This is a genomic window from Streptomyces asoensis (genome assembly GCF_016860545.1).
Classification (GTDB): Bacteria; Actinomycetota; Actinomycetes; order Streptomycetales; family Streptomycetaceae; genus Streptomyces; species Streptomyces asoensis.
The window spans coordinates 991,649-1,014,814 of sequence record NZ_BNEB01000002.1 but is presented as its reverse complement, the minus strand read 5'-3'; the positions used below and the strand labels follow the sequence as shown (position 1 = coordinate 1,014,814).

16 protein-coding genes are annotated in these 23,166 nt (G+C 74.0%); 6 read left to right on the top strand and 10 right to left on the bottom strand.

Annotated features, from left to right (window positions below):
* Nucleotides 1-58 precede the first annotated feature (58 nt).
* Both Saso_RS07655 and Saso_RS07650 read right to left on the bottom strand, forming a co-directional pair.
* A complete protein-coding gene (locus Saso_RS07655; RefSeq protein ID WP_189928396.1) occupies nucleotides 59-835 on the bottom strand; it encodes a phosphatase PAP2 family protein in 777 nt (258 codons plus the stop codon).
* 418 nt (nucleotides 836-1,253) lie between these two features.
* Nucleotides 1,254-1,730 (bottom strand): RrF2 family transcriptional regulator, encoded by a 477-nt coding sequence (locus Saso_RS07650; protein ID WP_189928422.1) that lies wholly within the window; start codon nucleotides 1,728-1,730, stop codon nucleotides 1,254-1,256.
* A 195-nt stretch (nucleotides 1,731-1,925) separates the two neighbouring features.
* Here Saso_RS07650 and Saso_RS07645 point away from each other — a divergent pair, with 195 nt between their 5' ends.
* A complete protein-coding gene (locus Saso_RS07645) occupies nucleotides 1,926-2,657 on the top strand; it encodes an SDR family oxidoreductase (RefSeq protein ID WP_189928398.1) in 732 nt (243 codons plus the stop codon).
* A 27-nt stretch (nucleotides 2,658-2,684) separates the two neighbouring features.
* On the opposite strand, the gene Saso_RS07640 is transcribed toward Saso_RS07645, so the two are convergent.
* Nucleotides 2,685-5,144, bottom strand: coding sequence for a SpoIIE family protein phosphatase (locus tag Saso_RS07640; protein WP_189928400.1), 2,460 nt, complete (start codon nucleotides 5,142-5,144; stop codon nucleotides 2,685-2,687).
* A 136-nt stretch (nucleotides 5,145-5,280) separates the two neighbouring features.
* Here Saso_RS07640 and Saso_RS07635 point away from each other — a divergent pair, with 136 nt between their 5' ends.
* Nucleotides 5,281-7,347: a SpoIIE family protein phosphatase gene (locus tag Saso_RS07635; RefSeq protein ID WP_189928402.1), complete on the top strand. Its 2,067-nt coding sequence runs from the start codon at nucleotides 5,281-5,283 to the stop codon at nucleotides 7,345-7,347.
* 21 nt (nucleotides 7,348-7,368) lie between these two features.
* Here the strand turns inward: Saso_RS07635 and Saso_RS07630 are convergent, their stop codons facing one another.
* On the bottom strand, nucleotides 7,369-7,971 hold the full coding sequence (locus Saso_RS07630; RefSeq protein WP_189928404.1) for a TetR/AcrR family transcriptional regulator: 603 nt from the start codon (nucleotides 7,969-7,971) through the stop codon (nucleotides 7,369-7,371).
* Nucleotides 7,972-7,994: 23 nt separating this feature from the next.
* Nucleotides 7,995-10,049, bottom strand: a complete 2,055-nt coding sequence (locus Saso_RS07625; protein WP_189928406.1) for a galactose-binding domain-containing protein — start codon at nucleotides 10,047-10,049, stop codon at nucleotides 7,995-7,997.
* A gap of 346 nt (nucleotides 10,050-10,395) precedes the next feature.
* On the opposite strand from Saso_RS07625, the gene Saso_RS07620 reads away from it, so the two are divergent.
* A complete protein-coding gene (locus Saso_RS07620) occupies nucleotides 10,396-11,337 on the top strand; it encodes a DUF1731 domain-containing protein (RefSeq protein WP_189928424.1) in 942 nt (313 codons plus the stop codon).
* A 60-nt stretch (nucleotides 11,338-11,397) separates the two neighbouring features.
* Here Saso_RS07620 and Saso_RS07615 read toward each other — a convergent pair whose 3' ends face one another.
* The 5 genes from Saso_RS07615 to Saso_RS07595 all read right to left on the bottom strand — a co-directional run bounded on the left by Saso_RS07615 (nucleotide 11,398) and on the right by Saso_RS07595 (nucleotide 19,258).
* Nucleotides 11,398-12,114, bottom strand: coding sequence for an alpha/beta fold hydrolase (locus Saso_RS07615; RefSeq protein WP_189928408.1), 717 nt, complete (start codon nucleotides 12,112-12,114; stop codon nucleotides 11,398-11,400).
* A gap of 21 nt (nucleotides 12,115-12,135) precedes the next feature.
* A complete protein-coding gene (locus Saso_RS07610; protein ID WP_189928410.1) occupies nucleotides 12,136-13,104 on the bottom strand; it encodes an alpha/beta hydrolase in 969 nt (322 codons plus the stop codon).
* A gap of 188 nt (nucleotides 13,105-13,292) precedes the next feature.
* Nucleotides 13,293-14,315, bottom strand: coding sequence for a helix-turn-helix domain-containing protein (locus Saso_RS07605; protein WP_189928412.1), 1,023 nt, complete (start codon nucleotides 14,313-14,315; stop codon nucleotides 13,293-13,295).
* 106 nt (nucleotides 14,316-14,421) lie between these two features.
* Complete coding sequence (locus tag Saso_RS07600) at nucleotides 14,422-16,335, bottom strand: AfsR/SARP family transcriptional regulator (protein WP_229901605.1); 1,914 nt, start codon at nucleotides 16,333-16,335, stop codon at nucleotides 14,422-14,424.
* Nucleotides 16,325-19,258, bottom strand: a complete 2,934-nt coding sequence (locus Saso_RS07595; RefSeq protein WP_229901606.1) for an AfsR/SARP family transcriptional regulator — start codon at nucleotides 19,256-19,258, stop codon at nucleotides 16,325-16,327. The genes Saso_RS07600 and Saso_RS07595 overlap by 11 nt, the downstream gene beginning before the upstream one ends.
* A gap of 216 nt (nucleotides 19,259-19,474) precedes the next feature.
* Between Saso_RS07595 and Saso_RS07590 the strand changes: the two genes are divergently transcribed.
* The 3 genes from Saso_RS07590 (at nucleotide 19,475) to Saso_RS07580 (ending at nucleotide 23,032) form a co-directional block, all read left to right on the top strand.
* Complete coding sequence (locus Saso_RS07590; RefSeq protein ID WP_189928414.1) at nucleotides 19,475-20,347, top strand: alpha/beta fold hydrolase; 873 nt, start codon at nucleotides 19,475-19,477, stop codon at nucleotides 20,345-20,347.
* A 260-nt stretch (nucleotides 20,348-20,607) separates the two neighbouring features.
* Nucleotides 20,608-21,231, top strand: coding sequence for a hypothetical protein (locus Saso_RS07585; RefSeq protein ID WP_230426617.1), 624 nt, complete (start codon nucleotides 20,608-20,610; stop codon nucleotides 21,229-21,231).
* Nucleotides 21,232-21,442: 211 nt separating this feature from the next.
* Nucleotides 21,443-23,032 (top strand): hypothetical protein, encoded by a 1,590-nt coding sequence (locus Saso_RS07580; protein ID WP_189928693.1) that lies wholly within the window; start codon nucleotides 21,443-21,445, stop codon nucleotides 23,030-23,032.
* Nucleotides 23,033-23,166: the final 134 nt, after the last annotated feature.

Here is a 23,166-nt window from a genome sequence, read left to right as displayed (position 1 = left end):
CGGCCGGGACCGCACGGCACGGCGCCGTCCGGGGTGATGTGACACGGCGTCGGCGACGTCATGGCCGGCCGGCTTCGGCCGTGCGGTCGGCGCCGTGCCCGGCCGTCCCGCCGGTGTCCCGGTCCGCCGCCGCTCCGGTGTCCGGGCCGGTTCCTCCGCCGGTGCTCCTGTCGCCGGTGTCCCGGTGGGCCGCGCGGCCGGCGGTCCGGTCGATCAGCCACGCGGTCGGCGGGACCACCGCCAGCGCGGTGCAGCAGCCGCCGAGGACGTCGGTCGGGTAGTGCGCGCCCAGGGCGACCTGCGCCCACCCCATGGCCGCGCCGGCGGCCGGCCCCGCGCCGAGCACGCACAGGGTGCCGGCCGTCCTGCCGAGGCCGGTGCGGCCGGTCACGAGGAGCGCCACCGCGAGGGCGAGCGCGGTGGCGAAGGCGGTGTGCCCGCTCGGGTAGGACAGATTGCCGTCGCCGTGGATGGTGCGTCCCACCAGCGGCTTGAGCAGCGTCGCCGTGCCGACGGTCAGGGCGAGGCAGGCGACGACCAGCACCGCCGCGCGCGGAGCACGCAGCAGCAGGCAGCCCGCCAGGACGGCCGTGACCAGCAGCACCGATCCCGCGGGCTCCCCCAGGAAGTCGACGGCCAGGGCGACGTGCCGCCAGGGTCCGTCCACCCCGTACACGGCGTCCGAGACCGTTGTGTCCACCGTGCCGGGCTCGCCGTCGCCGGAGTACCGGACACCGAGCACGAGGACCACCAGCGCGGCGAGGACCGCCGTCAGTGCGAGCGGCACGCGCAGCGCGGGGGGCAGCACCGGGTGCGGCGCCGGGCGCCCGCTCACCGGCCCACCGTGTCCGTGCGGCCCGCCACGCGCGCCTCGCCCCGCTCGTGGCCGGTACCGGGGTGAGCCCCCGTACGGCCGCGGATCGTCCGGCAGATGCGACGCACGAACCCTCCCGTCGGGGCCGAAGCCATGTCACCCGCCGCGGGCGCGCTGCCGTGCCCCCTGCGGGGCCCGCCGCCGTCGGCCGGTCCGGGAACCGGAGCCGCGCACGCCGGCCGGTGCGGCCCTCGGCTTCCTCCGGCGCCGGCTCCCCCACCGGCGCTCCGGTCTCCGTCCGCCACCCTAGCCAACAACCCGGCCGTGCGAACCGGCTCCGGGCAACCTCCGGGTCAACACTGCGCCAAGCCCGGTGACAGGGGCGGCCGTTGACGCCCCGGCCCCGGCGCTCCCGTCGTGGGAGAGGAGGCCGGGCCGCCTATCCCCGGGCCGTGTTCAGCCAGGCGGCGATACCGGCGAGGGCGCCGCCGCCGTAGTCGGACTCGACGTCGCGGGCCAGGTCGGCGACGCTGACGGCGGCCAGGGACGCCCGCCACGCCGACTCGGCCGAGGCCATGGCACGGCTGATCGCGCACGGCGCGGTGCAGGCCTCGGGCGCGGACGCCATCGGGCCGCGCTGACGGATCTCCGTGCACGCGAACGCGGGTCCGGGGCCGTCGATCGCCTGGACGACGTCGAGCACGGTGATCGACGCGGGGGACCGGGTCAGGACGTACCCGCCGGACTTCCCCTGCACCGCCCGCACCAGGCCGGCGCGGGAGAGCGCCTGGAGCTGCTTGGCGAGATAGGTGGGCGGCACGTCGTGCAGCTCCGCGAGCCGTGCCGCCGGCACCGGCTCCCCCACCGACGTCAGCACCACGCAGCAGTGCAGCGCCCACTCCACGCCACCGGACATCTTCACCCCCTCACCCTACCGGCGCGCCATTGACTCGGACATGTGATGTCCGAGTATCATCGGGGCAAGGAACCCGGACAACAAATGTCCGAGTCGAGTGACGGTCCGGCGGGGACGCACCGGCGCACAGGGCACGGCAGCGCTCGGCGCCCACAGGTCCCGCACCGGCGACGACATCGAGGGAAGGACAGCACCATGAAGTTCGCGGTCATCGGCGGAACCGGCCGGATCGGTTCGCAGGTCGTGGAGGATCTCAGGGCGGCCGGGCACGAGGCGGTGCCGCACTCCCCGTCCACGGGCGTGGACATCATCACCGGCCAGGGCCTGGCGGAGGCCGTCGAGGGCGCCGACGTCGTCGTCAACCTGACGAACTCACCCACCTTCGACGAAGCCTCGCTCGCCTTCTTCCGGACCTCGATGGACAACCTGCTGGCCGCGAGCGAGAAGGCCGGGGTGGGGCACTTCGTCATCCTCTCCATCGTCGGAGTGGACCAGGTGCCCGGACTGGACTACTACCGGGCCAAGGTCCTCCAGGAGGACCTCCTCAAGGCCGGGTCCGTGCCGTACTCCATCGTCCGGGCCACCCAGTTCATGGAGTTCATGGAGGCGGTCCTGTCCTGGACCGCCGAGGGGGACACCGTCCGGCTGCCCCGTACGCCGGTCCAGCCGATCGCCGCCGCCGACGTGGCCCGCTTCGTAGCCGAGACGGCCCAGGGCGCCCCGCTCGACGGCGTCCTCGACATCGCGGGCCCCGACCGCTACCCGCTCGACGAACTCGGTCGCCTCACCCTCGCCGCCAGGAACGACGGACGGACCGTGGTCACCGACGACACCGCCGGCATGTTCGCCGCCGTCCACGGTGACGTCCTCACCGCCCCGAGCGGTGCCCGCATCGCCCCCACCCGCTACCCGGACTGGCTCGCCTGAGCGGAGGCGGAGCCGGCGCCGGACGGCTCAGGGGATCTCCTGCTCGGCCCAGATGATCTTTCCGTCGGCCGTGTACCGGGCTCCCCAGCGGTGGGCCAGCTGGGCCACCAGGAACAGGCCGCGGCCGCCCTCGTCCATGATCCGGGCGTGCCGCAGCCGCGGGGCCGTACTGCTGGCGTCGGAGACCTCGCAGGTCAGACGGGTGTCCAGCAGCAGCCGCAGCCGCACCGGGGGCGTGGAGTAGCGAATGGCGTTGGTGACCAGCTCGCTCACGATGAGCTCGGACGTCATCGCCAGCTCGCCCAGGCCCCAGGCCTCCACCTGACGGGTCGCGCGGGCCCGGACCTCGGAGACGGCGGCCGGGTCCACGGGCACCTCCCAGGAGACGACGTGCTCGGCGGGCAGGGCATGGGTGCGCGCCAGGAGCAGGGCGATGTCGTCGGGCCGGGGCGCCGGCACCAGCTGCCGCACCGCCGAGGCGCACAGGTCCGTCAGGTCGGCCCGGGACCGGGCCAGCACCTCGCCGAGCCGCGCCATGCCCTCCTCGACGTCCCGGTCGGCCGACTGGACGAGACCGTCGGTGTAGAGACCGATCAGGCTGCCCTCGGCCAGCTCGATCTCGGTGGCCTCGAAGGCCATCCCGCCCAGACCCAGCGGCGGCCCGGCCGGAGGTTCCGGGAAGGACACCCGCCCGTCGGGGCCGACGACCACCGGCGGCGGGTGCCCGGCCCGGGCCATCGTGCACCGCCTGGTGACCGGGTCGTAGACGGCGTACAGGCAGGTCGCCCCCAGGAATGCGGCGGCGCTCTGCTGAGCGGCCGCGCCGTCGGTCCGCTCCCCGCTCAGCCGGAGCACCAGGTCGTCGAGGTGGGCGAGCAGCTCGTCGGGGGGCATCTCCATGTCGGCGAGGGTCTGCACCGCGGTGCGCAGCCGGCCCATGGCCGCGGCGGCGGCGATGCCGTGTCCCACCACGTCGCCGACGACGAGGCCCACCCGGGCGCCCGACAGGGGGATCACGTCGAACCAGTCGCCGCCCACCCCGTCGGTGGGGTCCGCCGGCAGGTAGGAGGAGGCCACCTCCAGTGCCGAGCCGCCCGCCAGGGCGTGGGGCAGCAGACTGCGCTGGAGGGTGACCGCCGCCGTGTGCTCCCGGGTGTACCGGCGGGCGTTGTCGACGCACAGCGCCGCCCGCGCCACCAGCTCCCGGGCCAGCAGGACGTCGTCGGAGCGGAAGGAGACGGGGTTGCGGGACCGCACGAACGTGGCCAGGCCCAGTGCCGTGTTCCGCGCCCGCATGGGCACGGAGATGAGGGAGTGCAGTCCGTACGCCCGGATGCTCGCCGTCCGTTCGGGTTCGGCGGTCCACAGGTCGTCGGTGGGGTCGAGGACGGGCATGAGGATCGGTTCGCCGTCGATGAGCAGGCCGGCGTCGTGCGGCGGGGGGAGGAAGTCCACCCGGTCCCCGATGCGCGCCACGGCCTCCGGGCAGCCCGCGCGCACCGAGGCCAGTCCGGCGCGCCGCATCACCGGCCGCGCGGGCGCCGGTCCCGCGTCGGTGAGCCAGGTGCCGTGCCCCTCGGTGCTGAGGACCGGCTCCAGCAGGTCGACGATGACGAAGTCCGCGAAGCGCGGGACGGCGAAGTCGGCCAGTTCCTGGGCCGTGCGCATCACGTCCAGGGTCGTGCCGACGCAGGTCCCGGCCTCGTTGACCAGGGACAGCAGCCGGCGGGCGTCCCAGCGCTCGGTGACGTCCTGGACCATGTAGCAGACCCCGGTGACCGAGCCGTCGTCGCCCACCAGCGGGAAGAACGAGGTCGAGTAGGCGTGCCGGCGGTGCGGATCGGCCCAGCTCCATCCCAGGTACTCGTAGTCGGTGACGGGGATCCCGGTCTCCAGCACCTTGCGCATCAGCTTCTCCAGGGCGACCGCCTGGAGTCCGGGCAGCAGGTCGCTCAGCCGGCGCCCCAGCCGCTGTTCGCGGGGCACACCGCCGAACCGTTCCAGCGTGTCGTTGAGCCACACGTAGCGCAGCTGGAGGTCCAGTACCGCCATCCCGACGGGGGAACGGGTCAGGAACCCGTCCAGGACCGACTGCCCCACCGTGCCCCGCAGGCTCTGGCCACGGGCCGAGAGCAGAAAGCACTCCTCGTCGCCGATCCGGAAGGACGCGGAGACCCGCAGATCGACGTCGACCGGCCGGCCGTCGTGATGCCGCAGGGCGATGAGACCGCTCCATCCCATGCCGGCCCGGCAGCGCTCGGCGATCCCCGCCACCCGGGCCGGGTCCCGGGCCATCGCCACCAGCTCCGCGGCCGAGCGGCCGACCACCTCCGACGCGGGAAGGCCGAGCAGCGCCTGGGCACCGCGCGTCCAGCCGATCACGACGCCGTCCGCGGTCACGATCGCCGCCGCGTCCGTGGACGCGTCGAGGAGGTCGCGCGGTCCCGCGGGCGCAGGGGCGTCGGATGCTTCTCGCGCAGAATCCATGGCTGCCGTCCTTTACAGGACCATGTTCCTGCTTGTCCGCCCGATGTGCACGGCGCCGCCGCACCGGCCCCGCGGCCCGCCCCGCTTCCGCCCGCGCCGGTGCGGGGGCAGCATGGAGGTACCGGAGGAGGCCCAGATGACAGCCGAACCCATCCTGCCGGACGGGAGCGCCTACCGTCCCGACACGCTCCCGCCGACCGGTCTGCTGGACGTGCTGAGCGTGTCCGCGATGGTCGTCGACGCCGAGGGACGCATCGTCTTCTGGACCCCTCAGGCGGAGGAGCTGTTCGGCTACACCGCGCAGGAGGCCCTCGGCCGGTACGCGGCGCGGCTGCTGATCCGCCCCGAGCACCTTCAGTCCGTGGTGCGGCTGTTCGCCGAGGTGCTGGAGACGGGCCGGAGCTGGGCCGGGGCCTTCCCGATCCGGCACAAGGACGGCAGCAGCCGTCTGATGGAGTTCCGCAACATGCGCCTCCAGGACGATCTCGGGGACGTCTACGCCCTGGGCATCGCCGCCGACCACAACCTCCTCCAGCGCGTCGAGACCGATCTGGCGCTGTGCGAACGGCTGATCAACCAGTCCCCGATCGGCCTCGCCCTCCTGGACCCGGAGCTGCACTACCTCCTGGTCAACCCGGCGCTCGAACGCATCGACGGCATCCCCGCCGAGGAGCACGTCGGCCGTCGGCTCCGGGAGGCGCGGCTGCTGCCCGACATCGACACCGTCGAGTCCGCCCTGCGTCAGGTGCTGACCACCGGCACACCGCTGCTGGACCAGTACCACGTGGGCCGCCCGCCCACCGACCCCGACCACGAGCACGCCTGGTCCCTGTCCTTCTACCGGCTGGAGGACCCCGGCGGGCGGGTGCTCGGCGCGGCCGCCTCGGTCGTCGACGTCACCGAACGGCACCGCGCCGCCGCGGAGGCCGACCGGGCCCGGCGGCGGCTCGCACTCATCGCCGAGGCCTCCACCCGGGTCGGCACCACGCTCGAAGTGGACCGGACGGCGCACGAGCTGGCCGAGATCGCCGTCCCCCAACTCGCCGACGTGGTCGCCGTGGACATCCTGGACTCGGCGCTGGCCCTGCGCCGCTCGCGCAGACCGGACAACGGGCCGGAGCTCTTCCGGGCCCTCGCGCTGAAGGCCGCCCACCCCACCGTGGCACTGCGGGCCGCCGACGCGCCCGGCGACGTGACGGCGTACGACGGCGACCGGCTGGTCACCCTGTGCGTGCACACCGGCCGGCCGGTGCTGGTGCAGCACGTCGGCGAGCAGGACATCCCCCGCATCGCCCGGGACGCCGAAGCCGGCGCGCTGCTGGCCCAGGCGGGCGTCCACTCGTACCTGGCCGTGCCGTTGATCGCCCACGGCGAGGTGCTCGGCGCCCTGGACCTCAAGCGGACCCGCAACCCGCTCCCGTTCGACGAGGACGACGTCATCCTGGCGGGCGAGCTGGCCGGCCGCGCCGCGGTGGCCATCGACAACGCGCGCTGGTTCCAGAGCGTGCGCAACACCGCCCTCACCCTCCAGCGCAGTCTGCTGCCGGACCACGCGCCGCATCACACGGGCCTGGAGCTCGCCTCCCGCTACCAGCCCGCCCAGGCGACGAGCGAGGTCGGCGGCGACTGGTACGACGTCATCCCGCTGACGGACGACAAGACCGCCCTGGTCGTCGGGGACGTCATGGGCAACGGGATCGACGCCGCCGCGACCATGGGCCGGCTGCGCACCGCCACCTGCGCCTACGCGGATCTCGATCTGGACCCGGGCGCCGTGCTGCGGCACCTGGACAAGATCACCTGCGATCTGGAGCACTACATCGTGACCTGCCTGTACGCGGTGTACGACCCCCGTACCCGGCAGTGCCGGGTCGCCAACGCCGGTCACATGCCGCCCGCGCTGGCCGGCCCGGGCCACGACGCCCGGCTGCTCGACCTGCCGCCCGGCGCCCCGCTCGGTGTCGGCGGCATCGCCTTCGAGACCACCACGGTCGAACTCGCCCCCGCCGACCTGCTGGTGCTGTACACGGACGGGCTCGTGGAGACCCGCCAGCACCCCATAGACGACCGGCTCGCCGTACTCCTGACCTTCCTCGACCAGCCCGACCGTCCCCTGGAGGAGATCTGCGACCTGCTGCTCCACGGTCTGCGCCACCCCGACGACCACGACGACGTCGCCCTGCTCATCGCCCGGACCGCGTGAGGGTACGGGCCGCACAGCCGCTCAGGGGGCGTCGGCCGTGACCAGACCCGCGACGTGGGCGGTGACCGTGTCGAGGACGTCGGTCCAGGCGCCGGTGTCCCCGAGCACGAGGTAGTTGAGGGTCAGGCCGTCGGTCATGGCGGCCAGGTAGCGGGCCAGCACCGACACGGGGACCCGCAGCCGCAGGTCCATGCGGGCGCCGAGCTCCTCGATGAGCTCGGTGTAGGCGTCGCCGTACAACTCGTACTGGCGCCGGGCCAGTTGCTCGAAGCCGGGCTCGCGCAGGGCGTACTGGGTGAGCTCGTAGGTGAGCATGTGCTCGTCGGGATGGGCCCGGACGTGGTCCCAGTACGCCTGGAAACCGGCCCGGACGGTCTCCTCCAGCGTGGCCCTCGGGCGCAGCGCGTCCTTCACGACGCTCACCGAATGGTCGGTGAGCGTCGTGATGACGGACTCCACCAGTGCCTGCTTGGAGTCGAAGCAGTAGTGGAAGACGCTGAGGGACACCCCGGCCTCGGCGGCGATGGACCGGGTCGTCGTCTTCGGGACGCCGTCCCGGGCCATCGCCCTGATCGCCGCTTCGGTCAGCTGCCGGCGCCGCTGCGCCGACGGCATCCGTGCCATGTGCGTTCCCCCGTGACGGCCCGTCAGGCGCTGTGGACGCCCACTTCGTAGAGCGAGTATCCCCAATCCGTGCCCCGGTCCAGGCCGTGCACGCGCACGTACCGGGCCGGGGTGCCGGCGAACCGGGCCGTGTCCAGGCCGCCGTCGCCCGAGGTGGTCGACCAGGCGGTCGTCCAGGTGGCGCCGTCGGTGGACAGTTCGACACGGTAGGACTTCCCGTACGCGCGCTCCCAGGCGAGGGTGACGCGCGAGACCAGGTTCGTGGAGCCCAGGTCGACCTGCCACCACTGGTCGTCGCTCCAGTCGCTGGCCCAGCGGGTCGAGCCGTCGCCGTCCGTGGCCCGGCCGGGCCGGTAGCTGGTGAACGGGTTGGACTCGGACGAACTGGCCGTGGCGGCACGCCCCGCGGCGAGGTCGACCGATGCCTGGTGCCGCTCCGAGGCGCCCCAGGTGCCGAGGTAGGACTCGGCGCCCCGGAAGAGGTCGTTCACCACGTCCTGGCCGCCGACGAGGCGGACGTCCTCGATCCAGTCGGGGATCATGCCGACGTTCGCACCGCCGTCGGTGTTGAAGTCGAAGGTGCGCCGGCCGACGGTCTGCCGGTCGACGAGCGAGCCTCCGTCGACGCTGCGGAAGGGGTAGGTGACCTTCGGGGCGGCGTCGGCGCCGCGCGGGGCGGGGTGGTCGCCGATGCCGTTGAAGTCGGTGCCGAAGCCGTACCCGACGCGGTACTTGTCGCGCAGCGCGTCGGTGCGCGCGGCCTCCGCGGCGAAGCCCTGGGATCCGTGCATGTACTGGGCGACGAAGCCGCCGAGCCCGTACACCCGCTCGGTCCAGTCGAGGTCCATCCAGCTGTGCGAGGAGATGACGCCGGGGTAGGAGGCGGCCTCGAGGATGTCGAGCGTGCGGCCGACCGCCTTGACGCTCATGTGGTCGATCTCGAGCATCATCTTGCGCTTCATCATGGCCCGCACGGCGTACTCGCCGAGGTCGGTGAGCCCCCGGGTGTTGCACTGGGCGTCCGCGGCGTACGAGGGGACCTCGGTGCCGGCCGGCAGGTCCGACTCGGCGGCGGAGGCGGCGGTGCCGATGGGGTTGTCGTGCTGGGGTCCGGTGCACTTCTCGGTCCGCCAGAAGGTGCCGGTGGACAGGAACTGGCCGACGTTGATGGCCGTGCCGAGGCCGCCCTCGTCGAAGCGGACGCCGCACAGCGCGTTGTCGAACTTGTGGCACAGGAACATGCTGCGGACGCCCAGCGCGTGGAGCTCGTCCAGTCCCTTGTCGATGTCCTGCTGGCTGCACTGGGCGATGTCGAGGATCTGCTTGCAGCCGAAGGGCTCCGAGGTCTCGACGCCCAGGACGACCGCCAGTTTGCCCTGCTTCACGACCTCACGGGCCTGCGCGCTGTCCAGGACGATCCGGAACCAGCCCTTGCCGGGGCCGCCGTACATCCGGTCGATGTAGGCCTGGAGGTCGTACGTCAGCTTCGCCTGGAGGCGGATCGACGTCATCTCGTCACAACTGCGGTCCTTGAAGGGGTAGACGGAGCAGATCATGCCGTTGGTGACGAGGTCGTTGACCAGCACCCGCTGGCCGCCGCGCCAGGCCCGCTCGACCCACGCGTAGTAGTTCGCCTGATGGGTCATCGAGTCGTAGGCGGGCCAGTCCTTGAAGGTCGGCCAGCCGGCCGGGTCGTGCTTGCCGTCACCGCCGTGGGTGATGTAGTCGAAGATCGCGAGCGTGCCGTCGGGGTAGTGCTCGGGACAGTCCTTGAGCGCGTCGGCGACCCCGGCCTCGGAGAAGACCTTGCCGCAGATGAGCCGGCCGCCGAACGCCTCGTCGGAGAACAGGTGGTTGTGCGCGTCGACGAATCCCCGTACGTCGCCCGCCGCGTCGGTTCCGGTGAACGGTTCGCCGGTGACGTCGATCCCGGAGTCGGGGTTCGGCCTGGCCGTCGGGGTCCACCAGTCCGCGCCGGCCGCCGAACTGGGCGTCGGCCCGACGAGCGCGGCGAGGACGAGCAGGAGCAGGGAGACGACGGTGACATCCCGGCGTCTGCGGTACGGGCGTCCGGTCATGGTCACAGCCCACGTCCCTCGGTCGGGGGGAACGCTCGGTCGACGAGGGCTTTTGTACCACCCTTGGGATTGTCATGACCGGCGCAAGACAGTGGGACGAGGATCGAGCCGGATCCCCTACCGAGTCAATAGTCCGGGACGCTTGACCTGATCGCCCCTGCGATCACCCTTGCGCACGGTCCGCGACCCGAACCCGCCACCTCCGCCTCCCGGTTGACCGGGCGCGCGGTCCGGGCCCCTGCCCGCCGCCGGCCCGCCCCGGACGGTGAAGCGTCGCCCGCACCGCGTTTTGAACATGTTCAAAAGAGGAGTAGGGTCCCGTTCCGAGAGGGAGGGGATGCCCGTCATGAAGATCGTGCTGCCCGGCGGGACCGGACAGGTGGGGACCGTCCTGCGCCGCGCGCTGACCGCGGCCGGACACGAGGTCGTCGTCCTGAGCAGACGGCCCGCGGGCGACGGCGAGATCCCGTGGGACGGCCGTACCCTCGGCCCCTGGGCCGGGGCGATCGACGGCAGCGACGTCGTCGTGAACCTGGCCGGCCGCAGCGTCGGCTGCCGTTACACCCCGGACAACCTGCGGGCCATGATGGAGTCGCGGGTGGACTCGACACGGGTCGTGGGCCGGGCGATCGCCGCCGCCGCACGGCCTCCGCGGGTCTGGCTCCAGATGAGCACCGCGACCGTGTACGCCCACCGGTTCGACGCCCCCCACGACGAGGCCACCGGCGTGATCGGCGGGACCGAGCCCGGCGTACCCGGCTACTGGGGCCACAGCGTGGACATCGCGACCGCCTGGGAGGCGGAGCAGGAGGCGGCCGACACCCCGCACACCCGCAAGGCGGCGCTGCGGGCCGCGATGGTGATGAGCCCGGACCGGGGCGGGGTGTTCGACGTCCTGTCGCGGCTCACCCGCCTGGGGCTCGGCGGCCCCGTCGCGGGCGGTCGTCAGTACGTCTCGTGGATCCACGACCACGACTTCGTCCGCGCGGTCGGCTTCCTCGTGGACCGGGACGACCTGAGCGGGCCGGTGAACCTGTGCGCTCCGGCTCCCCTCCCCCACCGGGACTTCATGCGCGCGCTGCGCGGCGCGTGGGGAGTGCCGGTGGGCCTGCCGGCGACGAGGTGGATGGCGGAGATCGGCGCCTTCGCCCTGCGCACGGACACCGAACTGCTGCTCAAGAGCAGGCGGGTCGTGCCCGGTCGGCTGCTCGACGCGGGCTTCGCCTTCGACCACCCCGAGTGGTCCCCGGCCGCCGCCGACCTCGTGCGGCGGGCACGCGGCCGCTGACACCACGGCCCGCACGGACGCGCACAGGGGTCGCGTCCGCGCGGGCCGTGGGCCCGGGCGTCAGCCCGTCGCGCGGACCGCCTCCAGGATCAGGTCCGCGACGGCCTTCGGCTGCGAGACCGCGACGGCGTGCGAGGCGCCGTCGAGCTCGACGACCGTCGCCCCGGCGCGCTTGGCACCGAAGCGCTCCACCTCGGGGTTGATGGCCTCGTCCGCCCCCGCGATCAGCGCCCAGGACGGCTTGGTGTGCCAGGCGGCCGCGGCGGCGGTCTCCTCGAACGCGGCGGCTGCCAGCGGACGCTGACTCGCGGCGAGGATCTTGGTGACGCCCGCGGGGAGGTCGGCGGCGAACACCGAGGGGAAGGCGTCCTCGGCGATGGTGACCTCGACGGCGGGGTCGCCGCCCGGCACCGGGTACGTCCACTGCTTGAGGTTGCTCACCAGCGGCGAGAGCGGGAACCGGCCCTGGAGCTCGCCGAGGCTCTCGCCCTCCTCCAGGGCGTAGGCGGCCACGTAGACGAGGCCGACGACGTTCTCCGTGGTGCCGGCCACGGTGATGAGGGCGCCGCCGTAGGAGTGGCCGACGAGGATCACCGGACCGTCGATCTGGGCGGCGACGGAGGCCACGTACGCGGCGTCGGAGGCGAGGCCGCGCAGCGGGTTCGGCGGGGCGATCACGGGGACGTCGTGCGCCTGGAGCTCGGCGACGACGCCGGACCAGCTGGCCGCGTCCGCGAACGCTCCGTGGACGAGTACGACGGTGGGGGTGGTGGTCATGACGGGACTGTCTCCTCGGGGTCAGACGTGCAGGGCGTCGCGCAGGGTGCCGACGGCCAGCGTGATGGCGGCCTCGGCGGCGTGCGTCGGACGCAGGGCGTTCAGCATCACGAAGTCGTGGATGATGCCCTGGAAGCGCACCGCGGTGACCGGCACGCCGGCCTCGCGCAGCTTGTTGGCGTAGGCCTCGCCCTCGTCGCGCAGCACGTCGGCCTCGCCGGTGATCACGAGCGCCGGGGGCAGGTCCCTGAGCTGCTCGGTGGTGGCGCGCAGCGGGGACGCGGTGATCTGGGCGCGCTCGGCCTCGTCGGTCGTGTACTGGTCCCAGAACCACTGCATGCCGTCGCGGCGCAGGAAGTAGCCGGTCGCGAACTGGTGGTACGAACCGGTGTCGAAGCTCGCGTCGGTGACCGGGTAGAACAGCACCTGCTGGACCAGCGGCACGCCACCGCGCTCCTTGGCCATCAGCGTGAGGGCCGCGGTCATGTTGCCGCCGACGGAGTCGCCCGCGACGGCCAGCCGGGCGGCGTCCAGACCCTGGGAAGCGCCCTCCTCGACGATCCACCGGGCGACCGCGAAGTTCTGCTCGATGGCGACCGGGTAGCGGGCCTCGGGCGAGAGGTCGTACTCGGGGAAGACGACGGCGGCCTCGGCGCCGACGGCCAGCTCGCGCACCAGCCGGTCGTGGGTGTGGGCGTTGCCGAACACCCAGCCCGCGCCGTGGATGTAGAGGATCACCGGCAGGGTGCCCTCGGCACCGGCCGGCCTGACGATGCGGGCCCGGACGCTGCCCGTCGGGCCGCCGGAGACGGTGATCCACTCCTCGTCCACGGCGGGCTTGTCGATCTCGCCGGACTGGACCTCGTCGACGGCCTTGCGACCTTCCGCCGGCGGCAGGTCGAAGAGGTACGGCGGGTTGGCGGTCGCCTCGGCGAACGCCGCGGCCTCCGGTTCGAGCACCGGCGTGACCGGCTCGACGACGTCGGACATGGCATCTCCTGCTGTTATCGATGTGCGCTGTCTTGCTCCGTCACGCTAAATCTGCCATGCGGGTGGAATTTGTCCACCCGTGCACGGACGCTGTGCTCACAGTGCACAGAACCCGGGTTCCGCAACCCGGCGCACCGCGGTAATTCGCTGTATACGATCCGGTCGAATTCCCGGTGAATTCGATCCGTTCAACGGGATACCGGCCGGGGGCCGTTCCCCGCGGTGTCCCGCCATTCACGGGGCGACATTCCGTAGGCGGAGCGGAAGACCCGGCTGAAATGCGTGGCGCTGAGGAAACCCCATCGGGCGGCGACCGCCGCGATGGTGCGGCCGCCGCGGCCGTGGCGCGCCAGATCGCGCCGGCACTCCTCCAGCCGGCGGCGCAGGATCCACCGGCCCACCGTGGTCCCCTCGTCCTTGAACAGCTTGTGCAGATAGCGCACGGAGATGTGCTGGGCCCGGGCGACGGCCTCCGGCGACAGGTCCGGGTCGGTCAGGTGCAGCTCGACGTACTCCAGGACCCGCCCGAGCACGGGAGGCCGCCCGTCGGCCGGGCCCGCCGCCGCGGCCGGCCCCAGGGTCCCGGATTCCCCGTCCGCCGTGGCGGGCGCCGTGCCCAACTGCTCGGCGGCGAGGGTCGCCAGCAGGTTCACCGCGTTGCGGGCGAGCATCTCGCCGACCGGCGGTCCGGCCTCGGCGGCGGCCTCGGCCAGGTCGGACAGCAGCGGCGACAGCAGGGTGCCGAGCCGGGAGGAACGGGCCACCGGTGTCCGCGCGATCCGCCGCACGTCGGAGTCCGTCAGGCCGAGCAGGTCGGCCGGGAGCAGGAACGTCGTCGCCCGGAACGGCTCACGGAAGTCGAGCGCCGGGGCGCGGTCCGTCGCGTAGAAGCAGACGTCCCCGGGTGCCAGACGCAGGCGCGGGATGTCGAGCGGCTCGAGGGACACGGCCGCGGCGGACACTTCGTCGGCGGCGGGGGCGGGCGCTTCCCGGACGGCGGGGGCGGGCCGGCCGCCGGCGCGCAGGCCGACGAAGAGGTACTCGCCGCCGTCGCGGGCGAGGAGCCGGTGCGCGGGGTGCGCGTCCGCATCACCCGGCAGCCGGTCCGGGGTCCGCGTGCCCGTCACGATCTCGACGCCGGGCGCGGACCGGTGCGCGGACGGGTCGGTCGTGCGGGCGTTGTCACAGGTACGCGTGCTGGTGCTGGGCATCTTCCGCCATAGCCTCCGGGGACCGTCGATCACGTGCTCGGACGGTAGTTCGGCGGATGTGCAAAAAGAGTGACAACGAAGTGACGTCGCCGAAGTGACGTCGCCGTCACGTGCCGGGCAGGCCGCCCTCGGCCGCGGCGCGCTCCGCGGCGAACACGCGCAGCAGGACGTGCAGGGTGTAGCGGCCCGGGGCGGCCTCCGTGAGCAGGTGGGCGTCGGCGAGGGCGCCGAGCAGCAGCCGGGCCCGGCGCACCGGGAGGCCCGTGAGTGCCGATGCCCGGGACGCGGTGATGCCGTCGTCCCCCAGCCGGGGCAGCATCCGGAACAGCCGCGCCTGCTCCGGCGGGAGGAGCCGGTAGGAGCCGAGGAAGGCCTCCCGGACGGCGTCCAGGGCGTCGAGGGTCCCGTGCGTGTCGCGCAGGACGGCCGCCTCCGAGGCGAGCGGGACGTCCGGCCGGCCGGCGAGGCGCTCGGCGACGAGGGTCAGCGCGAGGGGTGACCTGCCGCAGCGGGCGACGATCTCGTCGGCGGCCCCGGGTTCGGCGGCCGCCCGCCCGGCGCCGACCCGTGCGGCCAGCAGCGCGAGCGCTTCCTCGGCGGACGGCGGTCCGAGGCGGAGCTGGCGTGCTCCCGAGGCGAGCAGGCCGGGCAGGGCCTGGCGGCCGGTGACCAGCGCCAGACAGCCCGGCCCGGCGGGCAGCAGCGGGCGCAGTTGCGCGGTGCCGGCCGCGTCGTCGAGGACGACGAGGACACGGCGGCGGGCCAGCAGGGTGCGGTACCTGCCGGTGAGGGCGTCGAGACCGTCCGGCAGACGGGGCCCGTCCTCGCCGAGCGCCGCCAGCATCGCGCGCAGCGCGTCGGCGGGCCGCACGGCCGGCCGGGCCGGATCGGATCCGTGCAGCGCCACGAACAACCGCCCGTCCGGGAAACGGCCGGCGGTCCGGTGCGCCCAGCGCAGCGCGAGGGCGCTCTTGCCGACGCCCGGCGCTCCGGCGACCACCACGACCCCCGCACCGGCGGCACCGTCCAGCCGACGCGACTCGGCCTCGCGGCCCACGAAGACCGCCGGGTCCGACGGCAGCCAGGCGGGCCGCACGGCGGGAGTCAGTGCCGGTGGGGTCGGGGGTGGGGCGGCGTTCGCCGGGGGCCGGGTGGCGGGGGGAGGGTTCGAGGGCGTGGGCGGGGTGGGGAGGGGGGCGTGGGCTGATCGCCGTCCCGCCTGCTGGCGCAGGACGCGCGCGTGCGCCGCCGCCAGTTCCGGCCCCGGCGCGAGGCCCAGTTCGCGGCCGAGGCGGAGGCGGACGTCGTCGTAGGCCCGCAGTGCCTCCGCCTGGAGCCCGCTCGCGGCGAGGGTCAGCACCAGCCTGGCGTGCAGCGGCTCGTCGAGAGGATCGTGCACGGCAGCCCGGCGCAGCACGGGGAGCACCTGCTCCGCGCGCCCGCACAGCAGCGCCGCGTCGGCCGCCAGCCGGGCCGTCTCGAGGAGTTCGCGCTGCACGGCGGCGAACTGCGCGTGGTCGCGCACGGAGGCCGGCACGCCCATCGCGACGGGCCCCCGCCACTCCCCCAGCGCCAGGACGAACTGCCGGGCCGCCGTCCCGGCACGTCCGGTGGCCGCCGCCCGCTTGCCCTCCCGGGTCCGTTCGCGAAAGCGCAGCAGGTCGACCTCGTCGGGGTCCGCCTCCAGGAGGTGGCCCCCGGTGCGGCGCGGCAGACGCGGGCCCGGGGTGCGCGGCGGCGACCCCGGTTCGAGCAGCCGCCGCAACGCGGCGACGTAGCGCCGCACCACGTTCGGCGCGCTCACGGGCGGCCGCTGCGCCCACAGCACGTCCAGGATCTCGGCCGTCGGCACCGGCCGGCCCGCGTGGATCAGGAGCAGGGCCAGCAGGGCGCGTTGCTGGGGGAAGCCGGGATCGAGCTCGTGCCCGTCCCGCCACAGCCGTACGGGGCCCAGCAGTTCGAAGCGCATCCCCTGCCGGGGCCGGGCCGCGGGGGACGCGGCCCGGGCATCAGACGGCACCGGCGTGACCGTCCCGTGCGGCGAGCCGTGCCTCGACCGCCTCGGCGTCGGGGTGGTCCAGGCCCCGCAGGAGGACGAGTGCCTCCTGCCACGCGGCGCGGGCGCTCTCGTGGTCGCCGGTGGCGAGGTGGGTGTCGCCGACCCGGACCAGGATGTCGGCCTCGACGTACGGCACTCCGAGGTCGCGCAGCAGGGCGAGGGCGTTGCGGTAGCCGAGGAGCGCGTGCGGGTGGCGGCCGAGATGGTGGTGGGCGTAGGCGATGCTGTCCCAGGTGGCGGCCTGGCCGTAGCGGTCGCCGAGTTGCTGGAGCATGGTGAGCGCCTCGAAACAGTGCGTCAGGGCGTGCCGGTACTCGCCGAGCAGCGCGTGGTACCAGCCGACCGAGTTCAGGACACTGGCCTGCGCGGCGCGGTCGCCGAGGGCGCGGAACAACTCCAGGGCGACCTGGTTGTGACGCAGGGCGCCGGTCAGGTCGCCGCGTTGGTCGCACTCCCAGCCGAGGCTCCGGTGGGTGTGCGCGCGGCCGGTGTCGTCGCCCAGCTCGGCGAACAGGTCCAGGGCCCGTTCCAGCCGGGGGACGGCCCGCGCGTGCAGCCCGAGCCGGCCCTCCACGCGGGCCAGTCCGCGCAGGCCGCGGGCCTCCAGCGCCGGGTCGGCGAGCCGCCGGGCGGCGTCCAGCGCGGTGCGCTGCGCGGCGAGCCCGTCGTGCCAGTGTCCGCGCCGGTCGAAGAACGGCTCCAGGGACCAGGCCAGTTGACAGGCGATACGTTCCTGCGCGGGGTGCCGCGACGCCGCGGCGGACTCGACCACGGCGAGCAGCACCGCGTGCTCGGCGGTGAGCCAGGCCAGGGCCCGGTCGTCGTCGGCGAGGGCTTCGGGGTGGACGCCCTCGGGTGCGGGCGGCGGGGGCAGCGGATCGGCGTTGGGCGCCAGCAGCCGGTCCGCGACGTGGGCGGTGTGCAGGTAGTGGTGGTGCAGCCGTTCCAGGGCCGCCGCGCGGTCGGCCGCGGTGTCCCGTTCGTGGACGAGTTCACCGGCGTGGGCGCGCAGGAGGTCGTGGAAGGCGTGGCGGCCCGGCTGGTGTTCGGTGACGAGGTGCAGACCCGTCAGCTCGGCCAGCAGGGGCCGCGTCCGCCGTACGGTCAGCCCCGCGAGGGCGGCCGCGCCGGGGAGGGAGAAGTCCGGGCCCGGGTGCAGGGCGAGCAGCCGGAACAGCCGCGCGGCCGCGGGCGAGACCGCGCGCGTGGACCAGGAGAAGACCGTGCCGACGTCCACCGAGGCGTCGGTGCGGGCGAAGGCGTCGAGACTGCCGTGCGCCTCACGCAGTTCGGCGGCGACGGAGGCGAGGGGGAAGTGCGGGTGCGCGGCGGCCCGGGCGGCCACGCAGGCCAGGGCGAGGGGCAGTCCCGCGCACAGCTCGCTGATCTCGTCGGCCGCCCCCGGCTCGGCCGCGACCCGCTCCGCGCCCAGCCGGCGCTCCAGGAACGCCCGTGCCTGGACGGCGTCGAACGGACGCAGGGTCAGTGAGCGGGCGCCGTGGGCCGCGACGAGGCCCGCCAGCTCGTCGCGGCTGGTGACGATGGCCAGACAGCCGGGTGACGCCGGAAGCAGCGGCCGTACCTGCTCGGTGTCCCGCGCGTTGTCGAGCACGACGAGGACCCGTCGGCCGGCGAGCACGCCGCGGTACAGCGCGGCCTGCGCGTCGACGCCGTGCGGGATGCGTTCGGGCGGCACGCCGAGCGCGTCGAGGAAGCCGCGTACGGCCTCACCGGGGTCCAGGACGGCACCGGACGGGTCGAAGCCGCGCAGGTTGACGTAGAGCTGCCCGTCGGGGAACCGGTCGGCGACCCGGTGCGCCCAGTGCACCGCGAGGGTGGTCTTGCCGATGCCCGCCATACCGCCGATGGCGCTGATCACGACGGTCCCGGCTCCCGGGGCGTCCGCTCCGGACAGCGCGAAGGCCTCGTCGAGCTCGGCCCGGCGTCCGGTGAAACCCACGATGTCGTGCGGCAGTTGGGCGGGCGGCGGCAGAGCCGACGACAGAGCGGAGGGTGACGGCGACGGCTGCGGCGGAGCGGGCGGGGCCGCCTGCGCCGGGGCGCCTTGCCCGGTGCCGGTGCCGGTGCCGGTGCCGGTGCCGGGCATTTCGCGCAGCACCGCGTCGTGCGCTTCGCGCAGGTGCGCGCCGGGGTCGATGCCCAGTTCCTCGGCCAGTCGCGCGCGTACGGCCTCGTAGGCGGCCAGGGCCTCCGGGCGGCGGCCGGCCGCCGTGAGCGCGAGGAGCAGTCCCGCCTGGAGGGGTTCGTCGAGGGGGTGCCGTGCGGCGGCGGTCCGCAGTTCGTCCAGGACCAGGTCCGGCGCGCCGACGCGCAGGGCGAGGTCCGTCGCGCGGCGCAGGACCGCCGACCGCTCGCGGTCCACCGCCTCGAACAGGGGATGCGCCCGGGCCCGCTGCGGGACACCGGCGGCGAGCGGCCCCTGCCACAGCGACAGCGCCGTGGTGAGGAGTTCGAGCGCCCGAGCCGGTGACCGGTCCGCGCTCCGCCGCGCCTCCTCGCCGAGCGCGCGGAACCGCACCAGGTCCGACGAGCCGGCGTCGGTCACCAGCCGGTAGCCGCCCGCCTCCCGCAGCAGCCAGCGCCCCTCGGCACGGGCGGCGAGGCCGGGCTCCAGCAGCCGGCGCAGCGATCCCACGTGCCGCCGGACCACGTTGACCGCGCTGTGCGGCGGATCGGTGCCCCAGAGCACGTCGACGATCTCGCCCAGGGCCACCGGACGTCCCGCCGCCACCAGCAGCAGCGCCAGGAAGGCCCGCTCCTGCGGTCCCCCGGGCTCCAGCTCCGCGTCGCCCCGGAGGACCCGCACGGCCCCCAGGACCGTGAACCGCACCGGCTCCACCGGCTCCACCGGCTCCAGCGGCACGTCGCCCCCCTCCGCTCTTCCTCCCCGGCTCCGACTGTACGACAGCCGAGGAGTTACCCAGAGTTACGGGCAATCCGTTCGCCCTGTTCAGGGGTCATGGAACCAGCGGAATCCAGAAACCTGGTAGAGCTAGTCAAAAACCTAGGGATACTAGGAAAAGCCGAGGGGCGGCGAGCCCGCACGGCCCATGACCCACGACCTTCACTGGAGCGAGCGATGCATCCGCAGCGGACCGGCACTCTGGCCGTGCCCGGCGCCACCCTCCACTACGAGACGCTCGGCAGCGGGCCGGTCCTGCTGCTCATTCCCGGCGGCGCGGGGGACGCCGGACTGTACGCGGGGATGGCACCGCTGCTGGCCACCCGCTACACGGTGGTCTCGTACGACCCGCGCGGCCTGTCCCGCAGCCCGCTGACCGCCCCGCCGGACGCGATCGGCGCCGACGAGGAGGTCTCGGTGTGGAGCGACGACGCCCGCAGGCTGCTCGACCTGCTCGCCCCGGACGAGGAGGCGGTCGTCCTCGGTTGCAGCTCCGGCGCCGTGGTCGCGGTGGACCTGCTGGCCAGGCATCCGCGGCGGCTGCGCCGGGTCGTCGCGCACGAGCCGCCGCTGCTGGAGCTCCTGCCGGACCCGGCCCCGCACCGGGCCCTGTTCGCCGAGGTGCGCGAGCTGCTCCGCACCCGGGGCGCCGAGGCGGCCATGGCCCGCCTGGGTGAGGGGCTGGCGCACGGAGCGGTCGAGCGTGCGCCCGTCCCCGCGACGGAACTGCCGCCCGCAATAGCGGAGATGGCCCCGCGGATGCACGCCAACCTGCCGGTCTTCCTGGGAAGGGTGCTCCGTTCGTTCTCCTCGGCCGTGCCCGATCTCGCGTCCCTGCGGCCCGTGGCACACCGGCTGGTGCCCGCCGCGGGGCGCGACTCCCGCCTTCAGACACCGCTGTACGGGCCGGCCGCCCGCCTCGCGGAGCTCCTGGGATCACGCCTGGAGGAGTTCCCCGGCGGCCACCTCGGGGCCGTCGAGTGCCCGCGGGAGTTCGCCGACCGGCTGCTGGCCGTCCTGGACCGGCCCGCCGCGCCCCTCGGTGACTGAGCCCGGGAGACGAGGGAGCCGGCGGAGTCCGGGGCGCCGGTGCCGTTCACCCCGGGGACCGCCGTACCGCTGCTCCGGCGGAGTGGTCGCCGCGGGAATGAGGGTTGGACGGCGTGGGCGGCGCAGGGGCCGCCGGGTTCACCCGGCTGATCGCCCCGAGTGGTGGAGAGGCACGCCCTGACTGACGGTGGATCACGTCGGACCGGGTCGTGTCAGCTGACGAGGTGTCGGCTGCCCGGTCGCGACGGAAGGACCATCAGATGCGTTCAGCTCGCATGATCCTGGCCACCGCGGCGGCCTCGGCCGCCCTCGCCATCGGCGCCCCGGGCGCCTACGCAGCCGGTGACACGGACCACGACGACTCTTCCTACAGCAAGGAGGACACCTCCTCGTACAGCACCGACCACGACAGCCAGGAGGACTCCACCGCCAAGGAGGAGGACTCCACCGCCAAGGAAGACCACGCCAAGGAAGACCACGGCAAGGAAGACCACGGCAAGGAGGAGCACGGCAAGGAGGAGAAGGAGGAGCACGGCAAGGAGCACGGCAAGCCCAGCGGCGGCATGCACACCGGCGGCGGGGCCCTGGCCCTGACCGGTGACAGCGGTGACCGCGGCGCGGCCAAGGACCCCCGCTTCGACCCGGAGACCTACAAGGACAAGGACAGCTCCGGCGGCCACGGCAACGACTCCTGGAACGGCGGGCACGAGGAGTCCGAAGGCGGCTGGAGCAAGGAGCACGACAAGCCCAGCGGCGGCATGCACACCGGAGGCGGCGCCCTCGCCACCCCCACCACGACCGCGGCCGGACTCGGCATCCTCGCCGTCGCCGGCACCGGCCTCTACGCCCTGCGCCGCAAGAAGACGGTGGGGGGTGTGGCCTGACCCATGCCTGACGCGATAGCGCAGCCGCGGCCGCCACGCATGCCCCCGCGTGGCGGCCCGGCCGTTTCGTGTGCGTCCTGTGCCCGCCGCGCGGATCGGCCCAGGTCACAGATCGTATGCAGGAACCCCTTCGCCCCTGTCGGCCGGTCCCGTTCGCCCGTACACTGACAAATCGTAGACGTGCGGACGCAGTTGACCGGGGGGAGCCGCCATGTCGGGGGACCAGTACGGCAGATTCGGTGACACGAACCATCACGCCTTCCCGTACGCACCACCCATGCCGTCGGCGCCGCCGTCCCCGCCGCCCGCTCCGGCGGACGGTGTGCGGGCCGTCGCGGTGGCCGTGCTCAACCTCAGCGGTCTCGGCCTGGGCTACGCACTGGTGCGCCGCTGGGTGCTGATGGTGCTGTGCTGGGCCGCCACCGCCGTGCTGCTGTTCGTGGCGCTGCCGGCCGACCCGGACGGCGTGCCGGGCGTCGCGCTCGTCCTCTACGTCGCGTTCCTCGCCGCGGTGGCGGCGCACGGCGCGTACGTCGGCCTGCGCACCCCGCTGGCGGGACTGCGGAACGCGCCGCTCGCACTCGGGCTGGGACTGCTCCTGCTCGTCGGACCGGCCGGGGGCGTCGTGCTGTACGACGACGCGCGTGACGAGGCGACCCAGCAGATGCTCCTCGACCGGCTCGACGAGGCCGACCGGCTGGTGCGCGCGGCCGGGGACCGCGCGTTCACCTCGGCCCGGGCCGACTACCGCAAGGCGCTGGACGCCTACGCGGACCTCAGGTCGGACCACCCCGGCTCCCGCGCCGCGGAACAGGTGCCCGCGCGGATGAAGGCCTTCTACACGACGGTCGGCGCCCCGTACGCGCAGGGCAAGTACTGCGAGGCGGTGGAACCGCTGAAGTACCTGCGCACGGTCCCCAAAAGCCTGCCGGGGACGGATCTCGGCGCGCTGCGGACCTGGCCGGACGACCGGCTCGCGACCTCGCTGTACGAGTGCGCCTCGACGGCGCTGACGGCCGGGGAGGCCACCTGGGCCTCGCAGTACGGGGAGCTGCTGTCCACGTTCCCGCGGTCGGAGCAGGCCGCCAAGGTCGAACCGGCCGTCGCGGCGGCCGTCGTGCGCACGGAGAAGGACCTCGGCGGGGCCGAGCCCTGCTCCGCGGTGCAGCGGCTCACCACGCTCGGCACGCAGATCGACGGCCTGGACGCCGGGCAGTCGGACGCGGGCGCGGCTCTCGACAGAGACGCCCTGCGGGCCGCGGCGAGCGCCGACACCGGCGCGTACACCTGCGGCGTGGACCAGTACCGGGACGGCGACTTCGATTCGGCGCAGAAGACCATGACCGACTACGCCTCCGCGCACAAGACCGCCAAGAACGCGGCGCTGGCGAAGAAGATCGCGATAGCGGCGGAGGTCGCGCAGACCGTGCCGGCCGCCGGGAAGAAGCTGCCGACGACGCGTACCGGCGGCAGCATCTCCGTCACCGTGCAGAACGACAGCCCCGACGAGGTGACGGTGCTGTACACGGGTCCGGTCACCGGCAGTTTCACCCTCAAGGCCTGCGGCAGCTGCAAGGCGTACTCGCTCGGCAGCACCCTGAACCCGTCCTTCAAGCCGTGCCCGAGCGGCAAGAACTATCCGGAGCGCACGATCAGCCTGCCGGTCGGGACGACGTACTTCCTGCACAAGCCCAAGGGCGACAGCCTGGCCACGCCCGCCTCGGACACGGCCAAGCTCCAGTCGGGCTACATCTACACGGAGTGCGCCTACACGACGCAGAGCCTGGGGTCGGGACTCTGAATTCGCGGTGAAAAGGCCCGGAATTGACGGCTGTTGAACTCCCGTCAATTCCCGGCCTCGCCCGCCCGGGACAAATATGACGGGTGATAAGGTGCGCCCGAATTCTTTCGCGCACCCCCCACACGAAAGTCCTG

Coding starts and splice junctions, on each gene's coding strand:
- Saso_RS07650 (WP_189928422.1), bottom strand. CDS start 1,730: ATGTCCGGTGGCGTGGAGTGGGCGCTGCACTGCTGCGTGGTGCTGACG.
- Saso_RS07645 (WP_189928398.1), top strand. CDS start 1,926: ATGAAGTTCGCGGTCATCGGCGGAACCGGCCGGATCGGTTCGCAGGTC.
- Saso_RS07640 (WP_189928400.1), bottom strand. CDS start 5,144: ATGGATTCTGCGCGAGAAGCATCCGACGCCCCTGCGCCCGCGGGACCG.
- Saso_RS07635 (WP_189928402.1), top strand. CDS start 5,281: ATGACAGCCGAACCCATCCTGCCGGACGGGAGCGCCTACCGTCCCGAC.
- Saso_RS07630 (WP_189928404.1), bottom strand. CDS start 7,971: ATGGCACGGATGCCGTCGGCGCAGCGGCGCCGGCAGCTGACCGAAGCG.
- Saso_RS07625 (WP_189928406.1), bottom strand. CDS start 10,049: ATGACCGGACGCCCGTACCGCAGACGCCGGGATGTCACCGTCGTCTCC.
- Saso_RS07620 (WP_189928424.1), top strand. CDS start 10,396: ATGAAGATCGTGCTGCCCGGCGGGACCGGACAGGTGGGGACCGTCCTG.
- Saso_RS07615 (WP_189928408.1), bottom strand. CDS start 12,114: ATGACCACCACCCCCACCGTCGTACTCGTCCACGGAGCGTTCGCGGAC.
- Saso_RS07610 (WP_189928410.1), bottom strand. CDS start 13,104: ATGTCCGACGTCGTCGAGCCGGTCACGCCGGTGCTCGAACCGGAGGCC.
- Saso_RS07605 (WP_189928412.1), bottom strand. CDS start 14,315: ATGCCCAGCACCAGCACGCGTACCTGTGACAACGCCCGCACGACCGAC.
- Saso_RS07590 (WP_189928414.1), top strand. CDS start 19,475: ATGCATCCGCAGCGGACCGGCACTCTGGCCGTGCCCGGCGCCACCCTC.
- Saso_RS07585 (WP_230426617.1), top strand. CDS start 20,608: ATGCGTTCAGCTCGCATGATCCTGGCCACCGCGGCGGCCTCGGCCGCC.
- Saso_RS07580 (WP_189928693.1), top strand. CDS start 21,443: ATGTCGGGGGACCAGTACGGCAGATTCGGTGACACGAACCATCACGCC.